Raw genomic sequence first — 17266 nt, forward strand, 5'->3', positions numbered from 1 at the left:
CACCGCCGTCACGGATCTCCGCACCCCGCGGGCAAGAACCGGGGGCGTCCAGGGAAGTATGCCAGTCGAACTACTTCCTCGGCCTTCTGGCTGACCGGCACCGGCGGCACGGCGCCGCGCCTGCACCGGGAAACCGGCGGCCCGCCATCATGGCGGACCGTCCAACCGGTCGGCGTCCTCGTCCTGCCCGAGGGCATCACCCGCCTGATCCGGCCGTACGCCGAGCGGCGGATGCCGATCGCCCGGTGGACGGAGGCCGACCGTGGCGGCCACTTCGCAGGGCTTGGGGTGCCCGAGCTGCTCGCCGCCGACATCCGTGCTTTCTTCCAGAGCCTATGAAGGCCCTACCGCCCCCGGGGGGGCTCGAACACGGAAAGCATGATCACACGTAAATCCCAGAAGCCTGCCCGGACCAGCGCCTCGTGTCCACCTTGGCCGCGGCGAGCCGTCGTTGAAGTTCGTAGGTGAACATCAGGTTGACCAGCTTCGACTGGAAGTAGGCCTGCTGGTACTGGTAGCCGTGCTCGCACTGAAGATCGTCGATGTTGATGGTGTCCAGCCGGTGGCCGATGGTGCTGCCCGCCGGAGGGTTCGGCGGCGAGGCGCTAAGCGTGTTTGTCGGTGGTGTCGTGGGAGCTGGGTCAACACTGCTCCTCGACTCGGTGCGGTGGCGGCGTGACCGGACTGATCGACGTGACGAAACGCGAAGGCAGATCTACGGACAGTACCTGATGGCTCTCACAACCACGGGCAGAAATCTGCAAGCGGTCGCTGTAGGCACTCCGGTCGGCAGGGAAACGGTGATGGCGGCATTTCGAGAGAACTCTCTGCTGACAATTAGATATCAAGTCGATCTGGTAGCTCCCCGTGGTGTGACCGAGGCTTCCGATCATGCATACGGGTGTCTACGGAACATTCGCGAGGCGATTGCGACGACGGAGTTATCGATTGGACCTCCAGCATCATAAGAATGGCTGGAGGTTCACCGGCCTTACGTTGCCGCTGTCAACCGTCTGATCATGTCGATGAGGCGCGATATCGGGCAGGACCGTAGTGAGCAGCTGACAGCACTTGTGCTACCTGCTGGCGTGGGTTGAGATGGTTCAGGTGGTGGCTACCAGCACGTCCTCTCCGCTTGACGGGCGGAGGCCGTCGGTCCGACCGGCGAAGTAGCGCTCGGCGAGCGCGGCTCCCGATACGTGTCGGACGTCGTTGAAGCCGGCTTCGCGGGCCAGCGTCAGCATTTCGTCCGGCGTGTAGAAGCTGATGAACGGTGTGCCGGATGCCTGCGCGCCTTTCTTTGACGCCTGTAGCCCGGCACGATCGGCCTCGTCGAGAAGGTCGACGGGCAGCAGGAACGTCACGGCGGTCGTCGAGCCGGGGGCGAGCCCGGCGATCTGACGCAGGGTGGCCGCGGTGGCCTCCTTGGTGAGGTACATGGTGACGCCGGTGGAGACGACGAGGGCCGGCTGGTCGGAGTCGAAGCCGGCGACGGACAACTCTTTCAACCAGTCCCCGCTCGCCTCGAAGTCGACCGGTACCAGTCGCAGCCAGTCGGGGATGCCGTAGCCGAGTTCGATCAGGTGCCTGCGCTTCCAGGCCTGGGGGCGGGGCTGGTCGACCTCGAACACCGTCAGGCGAGCGGCGATCTCCGGCCTGCGCTGGGCGAAGGTGTCCAGGCCGGCCCCCAGGATGACGTACTGGGCAGTGCCACGGTCGGCCTCCTCGGCAACCAGGTCCTCGATGAGGCGTGTGCACGGGCCACGATGGATGCCCGGAACCTGCTGGTGGCGTGCGGGTCCATGTCCGGGCGGGTGCGCCAGCCATCGTCAGGGGCGGCCAGCCGCAGACCGATCTCGTCGGCGAGCACGTGTGGCGGCGAGTCGACGTGGAGGTGCATCGCCCGCCAGAGGGCGACGCGCACCGCGGTGCTGTCCGGTGCCTCGGCCTGCCGGTCTGCCATGGTGCTCTCGCTCCTCGTGTTCTCGCTCCTCGTGTCACTTCCGGCCAGGGGCCTGGAGGCTCCACAGACGCCCATCGGGGTCACGGACGGTCATCTCCCTGGTCCCGTAGTGGGTGTCCTCGAACGGGGAGACCGCCTCGACGGCGGGGTCGGGACGGAACGCGTCCGCATCGGGCACCTTCAGCACGATCTGTGCCCGGGGTTCCCGGTCCTCGGGGACCTCCGCGATGAACACATAAGGACCGCTGCCGTTACGGAGTTGGCCCGAATTGTGGTCGGTCTCGAACTCGAGCTCGAAACCCAGCGCCTGGAAGAAACTCGCCGCCTTGCCCCAGTTGTGGGTTTCCAGGAACACGGCTTCGATGCCTTCGGTCGTCATGTCAGGTCTCCGATCCAGGCGATTGCGGTCGCTGTCCGTGGGCGTCGTCGAGGTAGTCGCGTAGTGCTTCGGCGACCAGCGCCGAAAGGGACAGCCCCGACTCGATGGCGCGGTGCTTGACCTGCTTGATCAGCCCGATCGGCAGGTACACGTTGAACTGCTTGACATCCTCGTCACCCACGATCGCATGCTAGCAATCAAGGGTGGCGCGCGAGCTCCAGGCGGGCCATCGTCATTGTTCGCGAGCCCGCGTGAAGATCTTCTTCGCTCCGCCCTTCCGAAACTGGCCGGGACCAGCAAATCCTGTCGGTTCGCGATCATCGGGCCAACCGGGAGTCCGAAACCCGCTCCAGCGGGAGCCACCGGATTGGCTGTGAGGCAGGCTCAGGTGAGACGCCGGGCTGGGTGTTCCGCGGCAGTGCCAGCGAGCCCAGTGTCCAATGCCAGATCGTCGAGGACGCCGCCGCCGGGCGGCCTCGACGAGGGCGACGGTCATCCGCAAGGGAGGGCGAGTTTATACACGGTCGCACAGTGTGGGTCTGTATAAACTCGGGGCAGCCTCAGCGTCGTTGTCATCGGGAGGGTGCGTGTGGACGGCACCGATGCCAGCATCGGTGCGGCGCTTGCCCGCATCCTGGCCGGGTCGATGGCCGAGCGGGAGGAGACCGCGACCCTCGACTTCAAGGAGGCGCCGACCGCTCGTGGGCGCCGGAGCGCGTCCGAGGTTCAGGGCGAGCTTGAGCGAATCATCGTGGACGCGTGCCTGTGCTTCGCCAACGGCGACGGCGGGATCGTCGTGCTCGGAGTGGCGGACCGGACGCCAGGTGCGGCGGCCTTTGTAGGCACGGACACCGACGCCGAGCGCTTGAAGTCGCGGGTCTACCAGCTCAGCCAGCCGCCACTGCTCGTCGACGTCCGTGAACGGGTCTTCGCCGATGCCCGTCTGCTGGAACTGCGTGTTCCACGAGGCATCGAGGTTCATGCCGACAGTCAGGGGCGGGCCAGGCGGCGGATCGGCACGGACTGCCATCCCATGTCACCGGCGGAGATCGTGCTCGTCCGCCAGGAGCGGAGTGGGTACGACCCGAGCGCGACCAGGACACAGCGCACGGTCGACGACGTCGAGCCCGAGGCCCTTGCCGCGTGCCGGCGCCTGCTGGCGTCACTTACAGATCTTCGTCGTGGTTACGCTGAGCTCCGCACACCCGATCTGCTGTCCGCGCTCGGTGTGACGGACGGTGGGAAGCTCACCCGTGCCGGTGAGATCCTGCTGTGCCGACCGTCCACGCACACCGTCGTGTACCTCTACCGGGACTCCCCAGGTGGTGAGCCCCGAGCGGTGGAACGGCTCGACATGCCCCTGGCGCTGTCCTACCTGGAAGTCCTGCGGCTGGTGAACGCACGCCGGAACCTCACCCCCGTGACGCTCCCCACCGGCCAGCAGCTTCAGATCGAGGACTTCCCGGATCTGGCCGTGCGGGAGGCGGTGATGAACGCGCTTGTGCACCGGGACGTCCATCAGCCTCACTCGGTGGTCATCGACCATTCGCCGCAGATCCTCACCGTGACGTCACCTGGGCCGTTGGTGTCCGGGATCACCGTCGACAACATCCTGACGGCGGCTTCCAGACCGCGGAACCCGCGGCTGATGGGCGCGGTACGGACGCTTGGCCTGTCCGAGGAGACCGGTCGTGGGGTCGACCGCATGTACCGGGAGATGATCCGGTCAGGCCGTGCGCTGCCGTTCATCCGAGCGGAATTCGATCATGTCACGGTGTCGATGGTCGGGGGCGCGCCCAACGTGGCCATCGCGCGTTTCGTCGCGGCGTTGCCCGACGCGGAACGCGAGGACACGGATACGCTGATGATCGTTCTATATCTCTGTGATCATGAGAATGTCACCGCGGCCGCGATCGCTCCCCGCCTCCAACGGCCCGCGGAGGAGGCTGAGTCGATTCTCCGGCGTCTGGCCACCGGCCAGGATGGGCTGCTTGACATCTCACGCTCGACCGCACGCCGGCGCTACGGCCGCTACCGGCTGCGCGAGCATGCCCGGATGGCGCTCGGGACAGCTCTTGCCTACCGGGTGCGCAACGCCGACGAGATCGACCGGCGGGTCGTCGAGCACGTGCGGGAGTACGGCTGGATCACGAACCGGACCGTTCAGAACCTGTGCGCGGTGGACGTCTATCAGGCGCGTCGTTGGCTGGCCGATCTTCGTAGGCGGGGACTGCTGGTGCAGGTGACCGAGGGGCGGTCGTCCGGGCCGGGAATCCGGTACGGGCCAGGTCCCGCGTTCCCCGGCCGGCCAGGCCGGGACCCAGTCGGGCCGAACAGGCCGACCGGGCTCACCGGGCCGGACGGTCCGGACAGGGACAACTGGTCACGAGTGGGATGGCGCCTGACGGCGGATCTGTCCGGGTGCAGGCTTCTTTCGGGTCGTCGTTCGCAAGCCCGCGAGGAGGGGCAGGGACGGGCAAGTTTATACGCGGTCGCACAGTGCGGGTCTGTATAAACTCTGCTGTCGATCTTTGGCCGCGGGGCTGCTGACACGGGTGGCAGGCAGACGGTCGGCCGGGCCGGGCCGTCCAGGTCAGGTTGCGAGCAGGACGGCGGCGGGGAAGGCGCAGATAGCGGCGGCGGTGAGGTAGATCGCGACATGGGCCCACAGCGGCGCCCGGCGCGTGGGCTCCAGCAGGCGTGAGATGCGTGCGATCACCGGGGCGTGGATGGGGGAGGAGCGGGCGGGCTGGGCAGCCAGGTGGCCCGCCGCGCCGTCTCGGCCGCCTTGGTCATTGAGGCCGCCGCCGGGCCACCGGCGCGCGGAGCCGGCTCGGGCTCGCAGCACCCTGCCGTAGCCGCTCGTCCGCAATGAGCGGATCGCCCTGCCATGGGAGACGCCGGTGATGCCGACCGCCCCGGCCGGCACCGGGAAGCGGGCCACCCCGAGCCGGGCCAGCGCCCGGGCCAGGGTCCGGCAGCTGGTGCGGCGGGCGGCGGCGTCGTCGGCGAGCATCTCGACCAGCAGGGACACCGCGGCGGTCGCGTCGCGCGCGGGCGGGAGGAACGGGAAGGTCTGCTGCCAGGCCACGAAGGGCTGGATGACGAGGTCGTGCCGGCCGCGGGCGTGGGCCTCCTCGTGCGCGAGGACGGACTCCAGTTCGTCCTGGGCGAGCGCGGCCAGCAGCCCCCTGGAGACGACGACCCGGGTGTGGCGGACGCCGGGCAGGCAGTAGGCGACCGCGACCGGATGGTCCAGGACGCGCAGCCGTCCGCGCCGGTGGATCTCCCCGGCGCAGGCGGGCAGCCCGTCCGGCGGCTGGCATCCGCCGTCCCCGGCGTCCCCCGGCCGGGCTGAGGACGCCGCTGTCGCGTCGTGCTCGCCGTGGTCCTGGCCGGCGAGGTCGACCAGGTGGCGGTGGTGGCGACGATGCCGCAGGGTCTGCGCGGTGGACAGGGCGAGGACGCCGAACAGTCGGGCGGCCAGCGCGGACGCCACCCCGAGCCCGATCACGTTGATCCAGCCGAGCCCGGCGAGAGGGTCGCCGGCGGCCACGTGATCGGCGTGGTCGAGCACGCCCAGCGGCAGGTCGGTGGAAAGCGGCGCGAACGTGAACGCGATCACCGCGAGCAGCGCCGACACCCCGCCGGCAAGACCGATCGCCTGCCACAGCACGATCGCGGATCGTGGGCAGCGGGACGGCCAGTGCGCCCTGGCGAGCAGGCGGGGAACGGGCCATGCGAGCACACCTGCGAACAGAGCGAGGATGGCCGCGGTCGTCATAGCGGGTGAACAGTACCTCTAGCCGCAGACAGAGGTTCGGTTTGAGCGTGTGTCGTGTCCGGTACGGCGTCCGATACGAAGGTCACGAGGCGGTGGCCTCCGAGCTGGTGACCCCTGAGTTCGTGATCTCCGGCGCGGTGGCCGTGCGGCGGGTGCCCTCGGCGCCAGCGCGTTCTGGCACGTCGGAGCCCTCGCTGACTTCCGCGTCGGTCGCCTCACCGAGGACGCCGATGGCGAGGCCGTCCGAGGCGGTGACGACGGCGGCGAGACCGGTCGAGACAGGATCACCCGAGGCGAGGCCGGTCCCGGCGACGGTCGCGCCGTCGTGCTCGGGTGCGGCCTCCGGTGACGGGGCGAGGGCCCGGCGCAGGATCTCGGCTTCGGCCGGGGAGACGGAACCGACGAAGCGCACCAGCGCCGAGCCGCGGTCCTCGGTGGTGTCCAGGGCGGCGAGCATGGCCTCGGCGACGACGGCGTCCCGGCTGCTCGACGCCCGGTAGCGGTGCGCGCGTTCCGCGCGTTCCCGCTGGACGAAGCCCTTGCGCTCGAGACGCTCGAGCACCGTGAGGACCGTGGTGTAGGCGAGGTCGCGTTCGTGGTCGAGCTGGGCAGCCACCTCACGCGCGGTCAGCCAGACGTCGACGTCCCACAGCACGTCCATGACTGACCTCTCAAGGTCACCAAGGCGCGCCATGTATCTCACTGTACGACGCTCCACGAAGTTCTGTGCCCCCATTGGGAGTCCGGCTGTGACCTGCGACCGGCGGCGGATGCTGCCGGCGGACGTCCCGTATTCTACAAAGCGTAGAAATTCGACAGAGCGTAGAAGATCTTTCGAGATGATCTCCCGTTCGCATGGGCTCCGGATGGGAGCCGTGGGGCGGGGGCAGGAGGGATCGCGCATGATCCTCGCCGCGTCCACGGATCTTGCTCGTGGCCAGACCGCGTTCTCGCTGGCCTTCCACATCTGTTTCGCGGTCTTCGGGGTGGGCCTGCCCTGGCTGCTGCTGTACACCGAACGCCGCTGGATCCGCACGGGTGATCCGGTCTGGCTCGCCCTCACCCGCAGGTGGGCGCGGGCGTTCGCCGTGCTGTTCGCGGTCGGCGCGGTGTCGGGGACGGTGCTGTCCTTCGAGTTCGGCCTGCTGTGGCCGGCGTTCATGGCCCGTTACGGAGGCGCGCTCGGCCTGTCGTTCACGCTCGAGGGCTTCGCGTTCTTCATCGAGGCGATCTTCATCGGCCTGTACCTCTACGGCTGGAAGCGGCTGTCCCCACGGGCTCACTGGCTGACGATGTTCCCGATCGCCATCGCGGGCACCCTGTCCACCCTGTTCATCATCACCGCGAACGCGTGGATGAACGTTCCGCGCGGCGTGCGGGAGGTCGGCGGGCGGGTCGTCAGCGCGGAGCCGCTCGCGCCCTTCCTCTCCCCGGCCACCCCGGCGCAGGTGATCCACATGCTGCTCGCGGCGCTGATGTGCACCGGCGGTGCCGTCGCCGGCGTGTACGCGGTCGGGATGCTGCGCGGACGCCGGGACGCCTACCACCGCCGCGGCCTGCGGGTCGGCCTGGTCACGGTGCTCGCCTGCGCCCCGCTCCAGGCGGTCGTCGGCGACTGGGCGGCGCGCGTGGTCGCGGCCCAGCAGCCGCTGAAGCTGGCCGCGATGGAAGCCCTCTACCAGACACGGTCACACGCGCCGCTGACCCTCGGCGGCATCTACGACGACGCCACCGGCGAGGTCCGGCACGGCATCGAGATCCCCGACCTGCTGTCACTGATGACCGGCTGGAGCCGTGACCACATGGTGACGGGACTTGCGGCCGTCCCGCCGGAGCAGCGCCCGAACGCCCTGCTCGTCCACCTCGCCTTCGACACGATGGTGGCCCTCGGGACGGCGCTCGTCGGGCTGGCCGTGGCCGTGGCGGTGGTGGCGGCGCGCCGTCGACGGCGTGGCGTCCGCCCGACGCTCCCGACCGGCCGGGGCTGGCTGCTGGCGGCGAGCGCCACCGGGCCGGCATCCATGATTGCGATGCTGGCCGGCTGGGAGGTGACCGAGGGTGGCCGGCAGCCCTGGATCGTCTACGGCCGCATGCTGGTGACGGACGCGGTGACCCACAGCCCCGGCCTCGGCTGGGCCTTCGGCGGCACGCTCCTGCTCTATCTGGGGCTGGCAACGGCGCTGGTACTCATCCTGCGGCGGATGGCCACCGGCGGGCCCACCTACGAGGCCACGCCCGAGGCGGCGGATGCCGTACCACAGGCTGAGAGGGACAGGAACGAGGCCGGAAGGGACAACGAGGCCGGAAGGAACAAGGCCGGGAGGGGCGAGGCCGTCCCGGCGGAACCCGCGCGGTCGGCGGGGGTGGAGCGATGACCGCCGCGGACGCCCTGCTGCTGGTCATGGTCGGCGGGCTGACGGCATACGCGCTGCTCGGCGGCGCTGACTTCGGCGCCGGCGTGTGGGACCTGTTCGCCCACGGACGGCACGCCGCCGAGCAGCGGGCGCTGATCTCCTCCGCCCTCGGCCCGGTGTGGGAGGCCAACCACGTCTGGCTGATCTTTGTGATCGTGGCGATGTTCTCCGGGTTCCCGGAGGCGTTCGGCGTGCTCGGCAGCACGTTGGAGCTGCCCATGGCGCTGGCGCTCGTCGGCATCGTGCTGCGGGGCAGCGCCTACGTCTACCGTGCCTACGGCGCCGGGGCGGCCGGCCCCGACCACTGGTGGGGGCGGGTGTTCGCGGCCGCGTCCACGGTCACGCCGTTCATGCTGGGCGTGTGCGGCGCGGCCATGGCGAGCGGCGTCGGCCGCCGCGATGCCGCGGCCGCCCCGTTCACCAGCGCGTTCGGGCTGCTGGCCGGCGCCTTCGCGGTCGCCGCGACCGCTTTTCTCGCCGCTGTCTACCTGTGCCGGGACGCGTCCCGGCGACCGGGGAGCGAGCATCTGGTGGCCGGTTTCCGGCGCCGGGCGCTCGGTGGCGCGATGGTCGCGGGGGCGCTCGCGGCCGCGTTGCTGCCGTTGCTGTGGCGGGACGCGCCGGTGGTCGCGCAGCGGTTCCCCACCCGTGGCGTCCCGTTCGTGGCCGTGTCGGTGTGCGGTGGGGTGGGCGCGCTGGTCCTGGTCTGGCGGCGGCACTACACCGCGGCACGGCTGGCGGCGGGCCTCGCCGTGGCCGGGGTGCTGTGGGGCTGGGCCGTCGCCCAGTACCCGGACCTGGTGGTCGGGCAGGTCGCCGTCGTCGCGGCCGCGGCACCCGCGCAGAACCTGCGGGCCATGCTGATCGCGATCGGCTGCGGGGTGGCTGTCCTGCTACCGGCGTTGTTCCTGCTGTTCAGGGTGTTCGCCGACCCGGAACCCGCCGGCGGCGAGCCGCGTCACTGACCCGCCGTCCCGCCGTTCAGCTGCTGTCCCGCCGGTGCTGGCTCGCGCCGGCCCGCACCGGGCGTACGTGTGCACAACGCCCGGTGCGGGCGCGGACCGGTGCGTGGGCTGCCGGCCCCGGTCGGCCGATTCGCTCGGGCCGTTACGTTCGCCAGGTGAGGCTAACTGGCGACGGGCGGGCAGCGGCGCGAACGGACACCGGCACACGCACCGGCGACGCTGCCGGGGTGGCCCCGGGAGAGCGACCGCGGCACGAACCGGCCGGGAAGCTTGGTGACGCTGCGCAACCAGGCGGCAGCCCCAGCAGCCCTGGCGGCTCCAGCGGTGACGGCGGTGACGAGCGCGGCAGCGACCACGGAGGAGACCATGGCGCCGGTCGCGTGCGTTCCCGGCGGCTGCTCACTCACGAGGTGTGGCTGGTGCTGGGCGTCTCGCTGGGGGCGTCCGGGCTGTGGGCACTCGTCCGTTACGTCGGCGATCTGACCGCCCCGGGGCCGGTCCGCCAGCAGGTCGCCGAGCTGAACTCGTCGGCGGCGCCAGGGCGCCCGTGGCTCGACATCGCCCTGCAGCTGACCGGGATCGCCACCGCGATCGTCCCCGCCTTCCTGGCGCTGCACCTGCTCGCCCGGGACAGCGGGGGGCTGGCCACGATCGGCCTCGACCGCGGCCGGCTGGCCCGCGACGCCCGTTTCGGGGCCGGGCTCGCCGCGGTCGTCGGCGGTGGCGGGCTCGGGCTGTACCTGCTCGCCTGGCACTCGGGCGCGAACCTGACGGTGGTCCCCACCAGCCTGCCGGACGTGTGGTGGCGTATCCCCGTCCTGGTGCTGTCCGCGGTGCAGAACGCGGTGCTCGAAGAGGTCGTCGTGGTCGGCTACCTGCTGACGCGACTGCGTCAGCTTGGCTGGGACGAGCGTGCCGCGCTGGCGGCGAGCGCGGTGTCGCGCGGTTCGTACCATCTGTACCAGGGGCTTGGCGGTTTCGCCGGAAATCTGGTTATGGGCCTGCTGTTCGGGTGGATCTATCAACGTCGGGGACGGGTCGGCCCGCTCGTGGTGGCGCACGCTCTGATCGACATTGTGGCTTTTGTTGGTTATGTCGTCCTGGCCGGCAGGGTCTCCTGGCTGCCCACATCGTGATCGCTGTTCGGGAAACCGCCAGACTGTCATACGTTTAACATGGGATGAACAACAGTCAACGGTGGTCTCGCCGCGACATGTCGGATGCGGTCAATCCTGTCCCGGATGGTCGTGCTGTGCCGGGCCGGCTGGCCGCCCCAGCCGCGTCGGATTGTCCGGATGCGGCCGTGGCGGGAACGCAGGCGGCGATCGCATCATGCGAATATGACGGAGGGTGACCGTGGGCGGCGGGCTGAGAGAAATAGAGCGCAAGTTTGCCGTCGATCCGGGTTTCGTGCTGCCCGCCCTGGAACAGTTGCCGGGTGTGGCCGCGGTCAGCGAACCGGAACGGGCGACCCTGGAGGCCGTCTACTACGACTCCGACGATTTCCGGCTGGCCCAGAACAAGATCACACTACGGCGCCGGACGGGCGGGCAGGACGAAGGATGGCATCTCAAGCTGCCGTTGCGTGCCGGCGAACGGGAGGAGATCCAGCGTCCGCTCGGCGCGGCAGACACCCCGGTGGACGAGCTGACGCCACCGGACGGCCTCGTTGATCTGGTGCGCGTCCATCTTCGTGACACACCGTTGCGACCGGTGGCCCGGCTGGTGACCGACCGTACTTCCATCCGGCTCCGGGACGCCGCCGGCGCCGACCGGGCCGAAGTGGTCGACGACCAGGTCAGTGCCTGGACCCTCGGCGCGGCGGCCAACCGGGAACAGCGGGAACAGGGAGAACAGGGGGACCCGTCGGCGGGGGCGCAGCCGGCGCAAGGATCGGAAGGACCGTCGGCGGAAGGGCAGCGGCAGCTGTGGCACGAGATCGAGGTCGAACACGTCGGCACCGGTGATGACACCAGCCTGTTGGACGAGGTCGGCGCGCTGCTCACGGCCGCGGGTGCGTCGGTGTCCCCGGACGCGTCCAAGCTCTCCCGGGTGCTCGGCCCGGCGCTGGCGCGACAGCCCCGCTCCGAGGTGCTGCCCTCGCCCGGCAAGCTGCGGCCGCGCTCCCCGGTGGGCGAGGTGGTCGGGGCCTACCTGGCCGCCCAGGTCCAGGCGCTGCTCGCCGCCGACCCGCACGTCCGTCTCGACGTTCCGGACGCGGTCCACAAGATGCGGGTGGCCACCCGCCGGTTCCGCAGCACGCTGCGTACGTTCGCGCCCCTGTTCGACGACGCACGCGCGGCCCACCTGGACGGGGAACTGCGTGACCTGGCCGGCGCGCTGTCCGCCGCCCGCGACGCCGAGGTGATGGTCGAGTACTTCGACGGACGGGTGGCGTCACTGCCGGCCGAACTGGTACACGGCCCCGTCGCCGAAACGATCGACAGCCAACTGCTCGCCGGGCAGGAGCAGGCGCGTACCGAGGCGCTGACGATGCTGCGCAGCGAGCGTTACCTGACCCTGGTCACGGACCTGAAGGACCTGGTCCGCGGGCTGCTGGAGACGTCCGCCACGCAGCCGGGAAGGCTTGCCGCGCAGCCCGCCAGGATCGTCCTGCCGAAGCTGGTGGGACGCGCCGACAACCGGCTGACCCGCAAGGTCAACGCGGCCCTGGCCACCCCGCCCGGCCACGAACGCGACATCCAGCTGCACAGCGCCCGCAAGCAGGCGAAGCGGCTGCGGTACGCGGCCGAGACGGCCGGCGCGGTCTTCGGGCCCGACGCGGCGGCGTTCGCCAGACTTGCCGAGCAGATCCAGGAGTTGCTCGGCACCCACCAGGACGCCACGATCGCCCAGGGGCAGCTGCGGCAGTGGGGGACGTCGGCGGTTCAGGCGGGCGAGCCGACCGCCTTCACCCTCGGGCTCCTGCTGGGCCTGGAGGAGCTCCGGGCCCGCACCGCGGAACGGGACTTCATCGACTTCTGGCCCGAGGCGTCCCGCCGGCGTCACCGCCGCTGGCTGCAGGTGTGATCAGCGTCGCCGGGCCCGGGCCGGGCCCGGCGGATCCCCGGCTGCGCGGACCGGAGCCCGGTCGACGTCCGTGCCCGGCGCCGGCGGCCATCCGTCGTCAGGCCCGTCACCAGGCCCGTCGCCAGGCGCGGCCTACTGGTCGTAGAAGCCGCGCGTCCGGTCGTTGCCGGCCCAGCGGGCGGGCAGTTCGATGAGCTGCCGGATCCTGGTCCGGTCGGTGTGGCTGACCGGGGTCTGCAGCAGGATGCCGGAATCCGGGTCGTCCATCGGCCGGAACAGGGACAGCACCAGCCTGATCTCACCGACAGTGGCAGTGTTGACGGTTACCGTCCGGGTGGTGAACTCGCGCGCCGACTGACTTTCCCACCACGGCCTCAGCTCGGCCCGTTCCGCTTCGAGCAGCGTGAATATCTCCCGGATGCGCTCGTCGTCACGCTCGTCACCGAACTGGTCGTGGAACTGGCCATGGAACTGCGCGAGCAGGTCCTTCGTCACGCTCTCCCACTCGTGCAGGGTGGTCGCGAGCAGGCGGCTGGTGATCAGCAGGTAGACGAGATTGCGACGTCGTTCGTCGAGCAGGCCTGGATCCGTCCACAATGCCGCGTAGGCGTCGTTCCAGCCGATGATGTCGAACCTGTGGTCCAGCAGCAGCGCCGGGGACGTCAGCCAGCTTTCCAGGACGGGACGCAGCAGGCGGGTGACGGTTCGCGGCTGCGGTAGCTGCGGGGGCCGCTGCGGCCGCAGTGACTGCTGCGGCTGCTGTGGTTGTCGCGGGGACGTCCGCGCGGGCGAGCCCACCAGCGCCAGGGCGTGCCGCCGGGCGTCGGCGTCCAGCCGCAGCGTCCGAGCGACCGCCTCGACGACCTCTTCGGACGCCTGGACCCGCCCCTGCTCGAGCCAGGTGTACCAGACGGGCTGCAGGCCGGACGCTGCCGCCACCTGCTCCCGCGGCAGGCCGGGCACCCGCTCGCGGTGGGCCTGAAGGAACCTGCCGAGCTCCCGTTGCCGCGCCTCCTGCCGGGCCTCCTGCCGGACGTCGCTGTCCGTCGCGGCATCCGAGGCCAGGAGCATCTCGCCGGGAATCACCTCACCGGGGGCCACCTCGCCCGGGATCATGTTGCCGGGGATCGTGCTGTCGGAGGCCGCGTTGCCGGGGGCCGCGCTGTCCGGGGTCATCGCGGCGGAGGGCTCGGTCGGCGTGGCCGTTGACTGCGGGAGGGCACCTGCTCATGGTGACTTCATTGAGATCATCCTGTATTGACATCGGGCTCATTGCGATCTGAACCTCGCCGGAGCCGATCCGGCCTGCCACGGCGGTTCGGGTGAGGCCCTTGCGCGGTACTTCGGACAGCAGCCCGTTCGAACGCCGTAGGCTGATTGGAGGCTTCGGCCGATCGGCCTCGCTGCTGTCGTCCGCCCCGCTGGGCCCGGCCGGCGCGCACAGGCGTACATACTTGTCTCGCCATATCTGTTCGTAGGCGTCCGTGGCTGTGGCGATTCCCGACCGATGGCCCTACCGGGTCTGGCCGACGTCGATTACCGTGTGGACGCGTGTTCTCACCCGATTTCGGCGTTTCTCATACCTTATTCACACTATCGGCCTGCAGGGTGGTCGGTGACGCGGACCATGGTGGCCGCGGCTGGTGGAGGTGAGGGTTATGAGAAGGGCAACGGCAGCCAGAATGGTCGCGGTGGCCGGCGTCGTGGGCGTGGTGGCCGGTGGCCTGGCCACCACGGCACTGGCCGACCGGGGGAGCCCGGCCGCGCCATCCCTGAGCGCGGTGGCGGATACGGCTCCGATGGCTGTGTCCGCTTCGTCCGCGATCGAGGCCTCATCGGGCCATCCGTACCGTGCCTGGCTGGCGCGCAGAGGACTCCATGGCGAGTTTGTCACGCACAGCGACGGTGGCTATCGGACGATCGGCGCCCAGCGCGGGACGGTGAGCGCCGTGTCCGGGTCCTCGCTGACCATCCGTAGTGACGATGGGTACACCGTCTCCTACACGGTCACGGACGAGACCATCGTGCGGCACGGCAGGGACCGGGCGAAGATCTCCGATGTGAAGGTGGGCGACACGGTCGGGGTCGTCGCCGGGGTCGACGGATCGACCCGTTCGGCGGTCCGGCTGTTCGTACCGGCCGGCTGACGTCCCGGCCGGACCGGCCCGTGGGCGGGGACAGAGGCCTGATACCTCTCCGGCGTCCGCTCCGGCCCGTGAGAGCCGAATACGAATGATTCGTTCGGTTCGAACGCAACTCACATGTGTGAGCGGTGTGCTGGGCGTGGGCGGCGGGCGGCCGCCCACGCGGGGCGGCCGTACGGGCAGGCCACACGGGAGGGTGTCGATGGGCGGGGACACGGGCTGTGGTCCGCGGCCGGACCGGGTCCTGGTCGTGGACGACGAGGCGAACATCACCGATCTGGTACGGATGTCCCTGCGGTTCCACGGCTTCGACGTGGTCACCGCGACGTGCGGGCAGGAGGCGGTCGCGGCCGTGGCCGAGGCGAAACCGGATCTCATGGTGCTCGACGTGCTGCTGTCCGACATCGACGGTTTCGAGGTCTGCCGCCGGTTACGCGACGTCGGGACCGACGTCCCGGTGATCTTTCTGACCGCCCGTGACCGTCACGCCGACAAGATCGCCGGGCTCACCTGCGGTGGCGACGACTACGTGACCAAACCGTTCTCCGTCGACGAGCTGGTCGCCCGGGTACGGGCCGTCCTCCGCCGCACCCGGCGTGATCGGCCGTCGGCCGCCGCGCAGACCCTGGCCTTCGCCGACGTCGTCCTGAACGAGGACACCCATGAGGTGGCCCGCGCCGGCCATCCGATCGACCTGTCGCCCACCGAGTTCAAGCTGCTGCGGTATCTGCTGGCCAATCCACGGCGGGTACTCTCCCGCGTCCAGATCCTCGACGCGGTCTGGAACTACGATTTCGACGGTGCGTACACCGTTGTCGACCAGTATGTGAGCTACCTGCGGCGCAAGCTCGCGCCGTACGGGCCGCCCCTGATCCACACCCAGCGGGGGTTCGGCTACATGCTGCGGGAGCCCGGAGGCCGCCCGGGCGGTCCGGGTGAGACCCCGGGCGTGGAAGGATTATGATCATGCCGTTTCCGTCCCGCGCGACCGTGTCCGTGACCGCGTCGTCGTGACCGGCCGGGTCCGGCTTCCGCGGCCGACGGCGAGGCCGTGGGCCCGGATCCTGGGGCCCGGATCCTGGGGGCCCGGACGTTGCGGGTCCGACTGATGGCCGGCCTCGCGCTGCTGATGACGGTCGGGCTGACGGTCCCGGCTGTCGCCGGTGTGGTCGCGCTGCGTTCCTACCTGCTGGAACGGACCGACAACGAGCTGCGCGCCGCGCAGGGCCTGCTCACCGTGCGCAGCGTCGCCGCGCTGGCGGGGATCGTGCCGACCGTCAGCGCGGAGGGTCTGCGGCAGGTCGTCGCTCCAACCAACTACGTGGTGGAACTACGTCGTGTGGACAGCACGGTACAACGGGTCGTCGGGGATGTGGGCCGCCCCCTGCCCGCTCGCCCGTTGCTGGACGTCATCGACGATCTGCCCGCCCGGGCCGCCAGCGGTCGGCCGTTCACCGTGTTCTACGGCGACCGCCGGTACCGCGTTCTTGTCGGCACGCTGCCGGGGACGGGCATGACGGATGTCGTCGCGGTACCGCTGCAGCCGGTCGTGGCGACCCTCGCCCGGCTGGTGGCCGTCGAAACCGTCGCAGGGGCGGCCGCCCTCGTCTTCGCGGGAGTCTCGGCCTGGCTGCTGCTCGGCCATGGCCTGCGCCCGGTTCGCGACGTCGCGGCCACGGCCGCCGCGATCGCCACCGGGGACCTCTCCCGCCGGGTGCCCGACCACCCGCCCCGCAGCGAGACCGGCCAGCTGGCCGCCGCGATCAACACGATGCTCGGTCAGATCCAGAGCGCCTTCGACGACCGGGTGCGTTCCGAGGAGCGGCTGCGGCGGTTCGTCGCCGACGCCTCGCACGAGCTGCGGACCCCGCTGACGTCCGTCCGCGGCTACGTGGACCTGCTCCGGCAGGGGATCGTGCCACCCGCGGAGGTGGACGACGCCCTGCGCCGGGTCTCCGACGAGACCCGGCGGATGGGCGCCCTGGTCGACGACATGCTCTACCTGGCCCATCTCGACGAGGAGCGGCCGCTGCTGCGGGCCGAGGTGGATCTCGTGGTGCTGGTGCGTGACGCCGTCCGTGACGCGACGGTCGTGGAGCCGGCCCGTCCGGTCACGCTGCGTCTACCGGAGAGCTGCTCCATGGTCGCGGACGCGGACGCGTTACGGCAGGTGATCGGTAATCTGCTGACCAACGTCCGGGTCCACGCGCCGGTGACGGCCATGGTCACGGTAGAGCTCACTCGAAATGATCGGAGGATGGTCCTCCGCGTCCACGATGACGGTCCCGGTATGCCTCCCGAAGTGGCCGAAAGGATCTTCGATCGCTTCTACCGTGCTTCCGGTGGTCGTGACCGCGGGCACGGCGGCAACGGACTGGGCATGTCCATCGTCGCCGCGGTGGCGGCTGCCCACGGCGGCACCGCGGAGGTGTCCAGCACCCTCGGCGCTGGGACGACCATCACGATCACGCTGCCTGTTCGCCCCTCTGTCCGTGACCAGGTGTGATCGTCCGGCTGGGATGGCCCGCCGGGACCTGGTGCGGCCTGGTATCTCCTGGTGCGGCCTGGCACGCGGCCTGACGTGGCG

General features: G+C 70.5%; 14 protein-coding genes and 3 pseudogenes. 9 read left to right on the plus strand and 8 right to left on the minus strand.

What is annotated here, in order from left to right; all coding sequences use genetic code 11:
- Positions 1 to 339 (plus strand): annotated as a pseudogene (locus tag CM1CMNOD_RS02380) (hypothetical protein); the annotation flags it as partial.
- Between the two features lie 97 nt (positions 340 to 436).
- Here CM1CMNOD_RS02380 and CM1CMNOD_RS23855 read toward each other — a convergent pair.
- From CM1CMNOD_RS23855 to CM1CMNOD_RS02400, 4 genes and pseudogenes are all read right to left on the minus strand, one after another.
- Positions 437 to 577: pseudogene (locus tag CM1CMNOD_RS23855) on the minus strand (short-chain dehydrogenase); the annotation flags it as partial.
- A 526-nt stretch (positions 578 to 1103) separates the two neighbouring features.
- A pseudogene (locus tag CM1CMNOD_RS02390) lies at positions 1104 to 1963 on the minus strand (class I SAM-dependent methyltransferase).
- 34 nt (positions 1964 to 1997) lie between these two features.
- Positions 1998 to 2342, minus strand: a complete 345-nt coding sequence (locus CM1CMNOD_RS02395) for a glyoxalase (RefSeq protein ID WP_013872081.1) — start codon at positions 2340 to 2342, stop codon at positions 1998 to 2000.
- Between the two features lies 1 nt (position 2343).
- On the minus strand, positions 2344 to 2523 hold the full coding sequence (locus tag CM1CMNOD_RS02400) for a CopG family transcriptional regulator (RefSeq protein ID WP_013872082.1): 180 nt from the start codon (positions 2521 to 2523) through the stop codon (positions 2344 to 2346).
- Between the two features lie 408 nt (positions 2524 to 2931).
- On the opposite strand from CM1CMNOD_RS02400, the gene CM1CMNOD_RS02405 reads away from it, so the two are divergent.
- Positions 2932 to 4857 carry an ATP-binding protein gene (locus CM1CMNOD_RS02405; protein WP_013872083.1) on the plus strand — a complete coding sequence of 642 codons (1926 nt, stop codon included), beginning with the start codon at positions 2932 to 2934 and terminating at the stop codon, positions 4855 to 4857.
- Between the two features lie 78 nt (positions 4858 to 4935).
- On the opposite strand, the gene CM1CMNOD_RS02410 is transcribed toward CM1CMNOD_RS02405, so the two are convergent.
- Both CM1CMNOD_RS02410 and CM1CMNOD_RS22760 read right to left on the minus strand, forming a co-directional pair.
- Entirely contained in the window at positions 4936 to 6126 is a 1191-nt protein-coding gene (locus CM1CMNOD_RS02410; RefSeq protein ID WP_013872084.1) for a M56 family metallopeptidase, read from the minus strand.
- An 82-nt stretch (positions 6127 to 6208) separates the two neighbouring features.
- The gene (locus CM1CMNOD_RS22760) at positions 6209 to 6820 is read right to left on the minus strand and encodes a BlaI/MecI/CopY family transcriptional regulator (protein WP_083828124.1); all 612 of its coding nucleotides are present in this window, start codon (positions 6818 to 6820) and stop codon (positions 6209 to 6211) included.
- A gap of 208 nt (positions 6821 to 7028) precedes the next feature.
- Here CM1CMNOD_RS22760 and CM1CMNOD_RS02420 point away from each other — a divergent pair, with 208 nt between their 5' ends.
- Complete coding sequence (locus CM1CMNOD_RS02420; RefSeq protein ID WP_013872086.1) at positions 7029 to 8501, plus strand: cytochrome ubiquinol oxidase subunit I; 1473 nt, start codon at positions 7029 to 7031, stop codon at positions 8499 to 8501.
- Complete coding sequence (locus CM1CMNOD_RS02425; protein ID WP_013872087.1) at positions 8498 to 9505, plus strand: cytochrome d ubiquinol oxidase subunit II; 1008 nt, start codon at positions 8498 to 8500, stop codon at positions 9503 to 9505. Before CM1CMNOD_RS02420 ends, CM1CMNOD_RS02425 begins: the two co-directional genes overlap by 4 nt.
- Positions 9506 to 9666: 161 nt before the next feature.
- Here CM1CMNOD_RS02425 and CM1CMNOD_RS22160 read toward each other — a convergent pair whose 3' ends face one another.
- Positions 9667 to 9912 carry a hypothetical protein gene (locus CM1CMNOD_RS22160; RefSeq protein ID WP_165001376.1) on the minus strand — a complete coding sequence of 82 codons (246 nt, stop codon included), beginning with the start codon at positions 9910 to 9912 and terminating at the stop codon, positions 9667 to 9669.
- Between CM1CMNOD_RS22160 and CM1CMNOD_RS02435 the strand changes: the two genes are divergently transcribed.
- Both CM1CMNOD_RS02435 and CM1CMNOD_RS02440 read left to right on the plus strand, forming a co-directional pair.
- Positions 9886 to 10641 (plus strand): CPBP family intramembrane glutamic endopeptidase, encoded by a 756-nt coding sequence (locus tag CM1CMNOD_RS02435; protein WP_013872088.1) that lies wholly within the window; start codon positions 9886 to 9888, stop codon positions 10639 to 10641. The genes CM1CMNOD_RS22160 and CM1CMNOD_RS02435 overlap by 27 nt on opposite strands.
- Before the next feature lie 220 nt (positions 10642 to 10861).
- On the plus strand, positions 10862 to 12535 hold the full coding sequence (locus CM1CMNOD_RS02440) for a CYTH and CHAD domain-containing protein (protein WP_013872089.1): 1674 nt from the start codon (positions 10862 to 10864) through the stop codon (positions 12533 to 12535).
- 132 nt (positions 12536 to 12667) lie between these two features.
- On the opposite strand, the gene CM1CMNOD_RS02445 is transcribed toward CM1CMNOD_RS02440, so the two are convergent.
- Positions 12668 to 13711 carry a helix-turn-helix transcriptional regulator gene (locus CM1CMNOD_RS02445; RefSeq protein WP_013872090.1) on the minus strand — a complete coding sequence of 348 codons (1044 nt, stop codon included), beginning with the start codon at positions 13709 to 13711 and terminating at the stop codon, positions 12668 to 12670.
- Positions 13712 to 14193: 482 nt separating this feature from the next.
- On the opposite strand from CM1CMNOD_RS02445, the gene CM1CMNOD_RS02450 reads away from it, so the two are divergent.
- The 3 genes from CM1CMNOD_RS02450 to CM1CMNOD_RS02460 all read left to right on the plus strand — a co-directional run bounded on the left by CM1CMNOD_RS02450 (position 14194) and on the right by CM1CMNOD_RS02460 (position 17185).
- Positions 14194 to 14682 (plus strand): hypothetical protein, encoded by a 489-nt coding sequence (locus CM1CMNOD_RS02450; protein WP_013872091.1) that lies wholly within the window; start codon positions 14194 to 14196, stop codon positions 14680 to 14682.
- Positions 14683 to 14881: 199 nt separating this feature from the next.
- A complete protein-coding gene (locus CM1CMNOD_RS02455) occupies positions 14882 to 15643 on the plus strand; it encodes a response regulator transcription factor (protein ID WP_013872092.1) in 762 nt (253 codons plus the stop codon).
- 87 nt (positions 15644 to 15730) lie between these two features.
- The gene (locus CM1CMNOD_RS02460; RefSeq protein WP_013872093.1) at positions 15731 to 17185 is read left to right on the plus strand and encodes a sensor histidine kinase; all 1455 of its coding nucleotides are present in this window, start codon (positions 15731 to 15733) and stop codon (positions 17183 to 17185) included.
- Positions 17186 to 17266 lie beyond the last annotated feature (81 nt).

The organism is Protofrankia symbiont of Coriaria myrtifolia, from assembly GCF_900634755.1.
Taxonomy (GTDB): Bacteria; Actinomycetota; Actinomycetes; order Frankiales; family Frankiaceae; genus Protofrankia; species Protofrankia coriariae.

Coding starts and splice junctions, on each gene's coding strand:
- CM1CMNOD_RS02395 (WP_013872081.1), bottom strand. CDS start 2,342: ATGACGACCGAAGGCATCGAAGCCGTGTTCCTGGAAACCCACAACTGG.
- CM1CMNOD_RS02410 (WP_013872084.1), bottom strand. CDS start 6,126: ATGACGACCGCGGCCATCCTCGCTCTGTTCGCAGGTGTGCTCGCATGG.
- CM1CMNOD_RS22760 (WP_083828124.1), bottom strand. CDS start 6,820: ATGGCGCGCCTTGGTGACCTTGAGAGGTCAGTCATGGACGTGCTGTGG.
- CM1CMNOD_RS02420 (WP_013872086.1), top strand. CDS start 7,029: ATGATCCTCGCCGCGTCCACGGATCTTGCTCGTGGCCAGACCGCGTTC.
- CM1CMNOD_RS02425 (WP_013872087.1), top strand. CDS start 8,498: ATGACCGCCGCGGACGCCCTGCTGCTGGTCATGGTCGGCGGGCTGACG.
- CM1CMNOD_RS02445 (WP_013872090.1), bottom strand. CDS start 13,711: ATGACCCCGGACAGCGCGGCCCCCGGCAACGCGGCCTCCGACAGCACG.
- CM1CMNOD_RS02450 (WP_013872091.1), top strand. CDS start 14,194: ATGAGAAGGGCAACGGCAGCCAGAATGGTCGCGGTGGCCGGCGTCGTG.
- CM1CMNOD_RS02455 (WP_013872092.1), top strand. CDS start 14,882: ATGGGCGGGGACACGGGCTGTGGTCCGCGGCCGGACCGGGTCCTGGTC.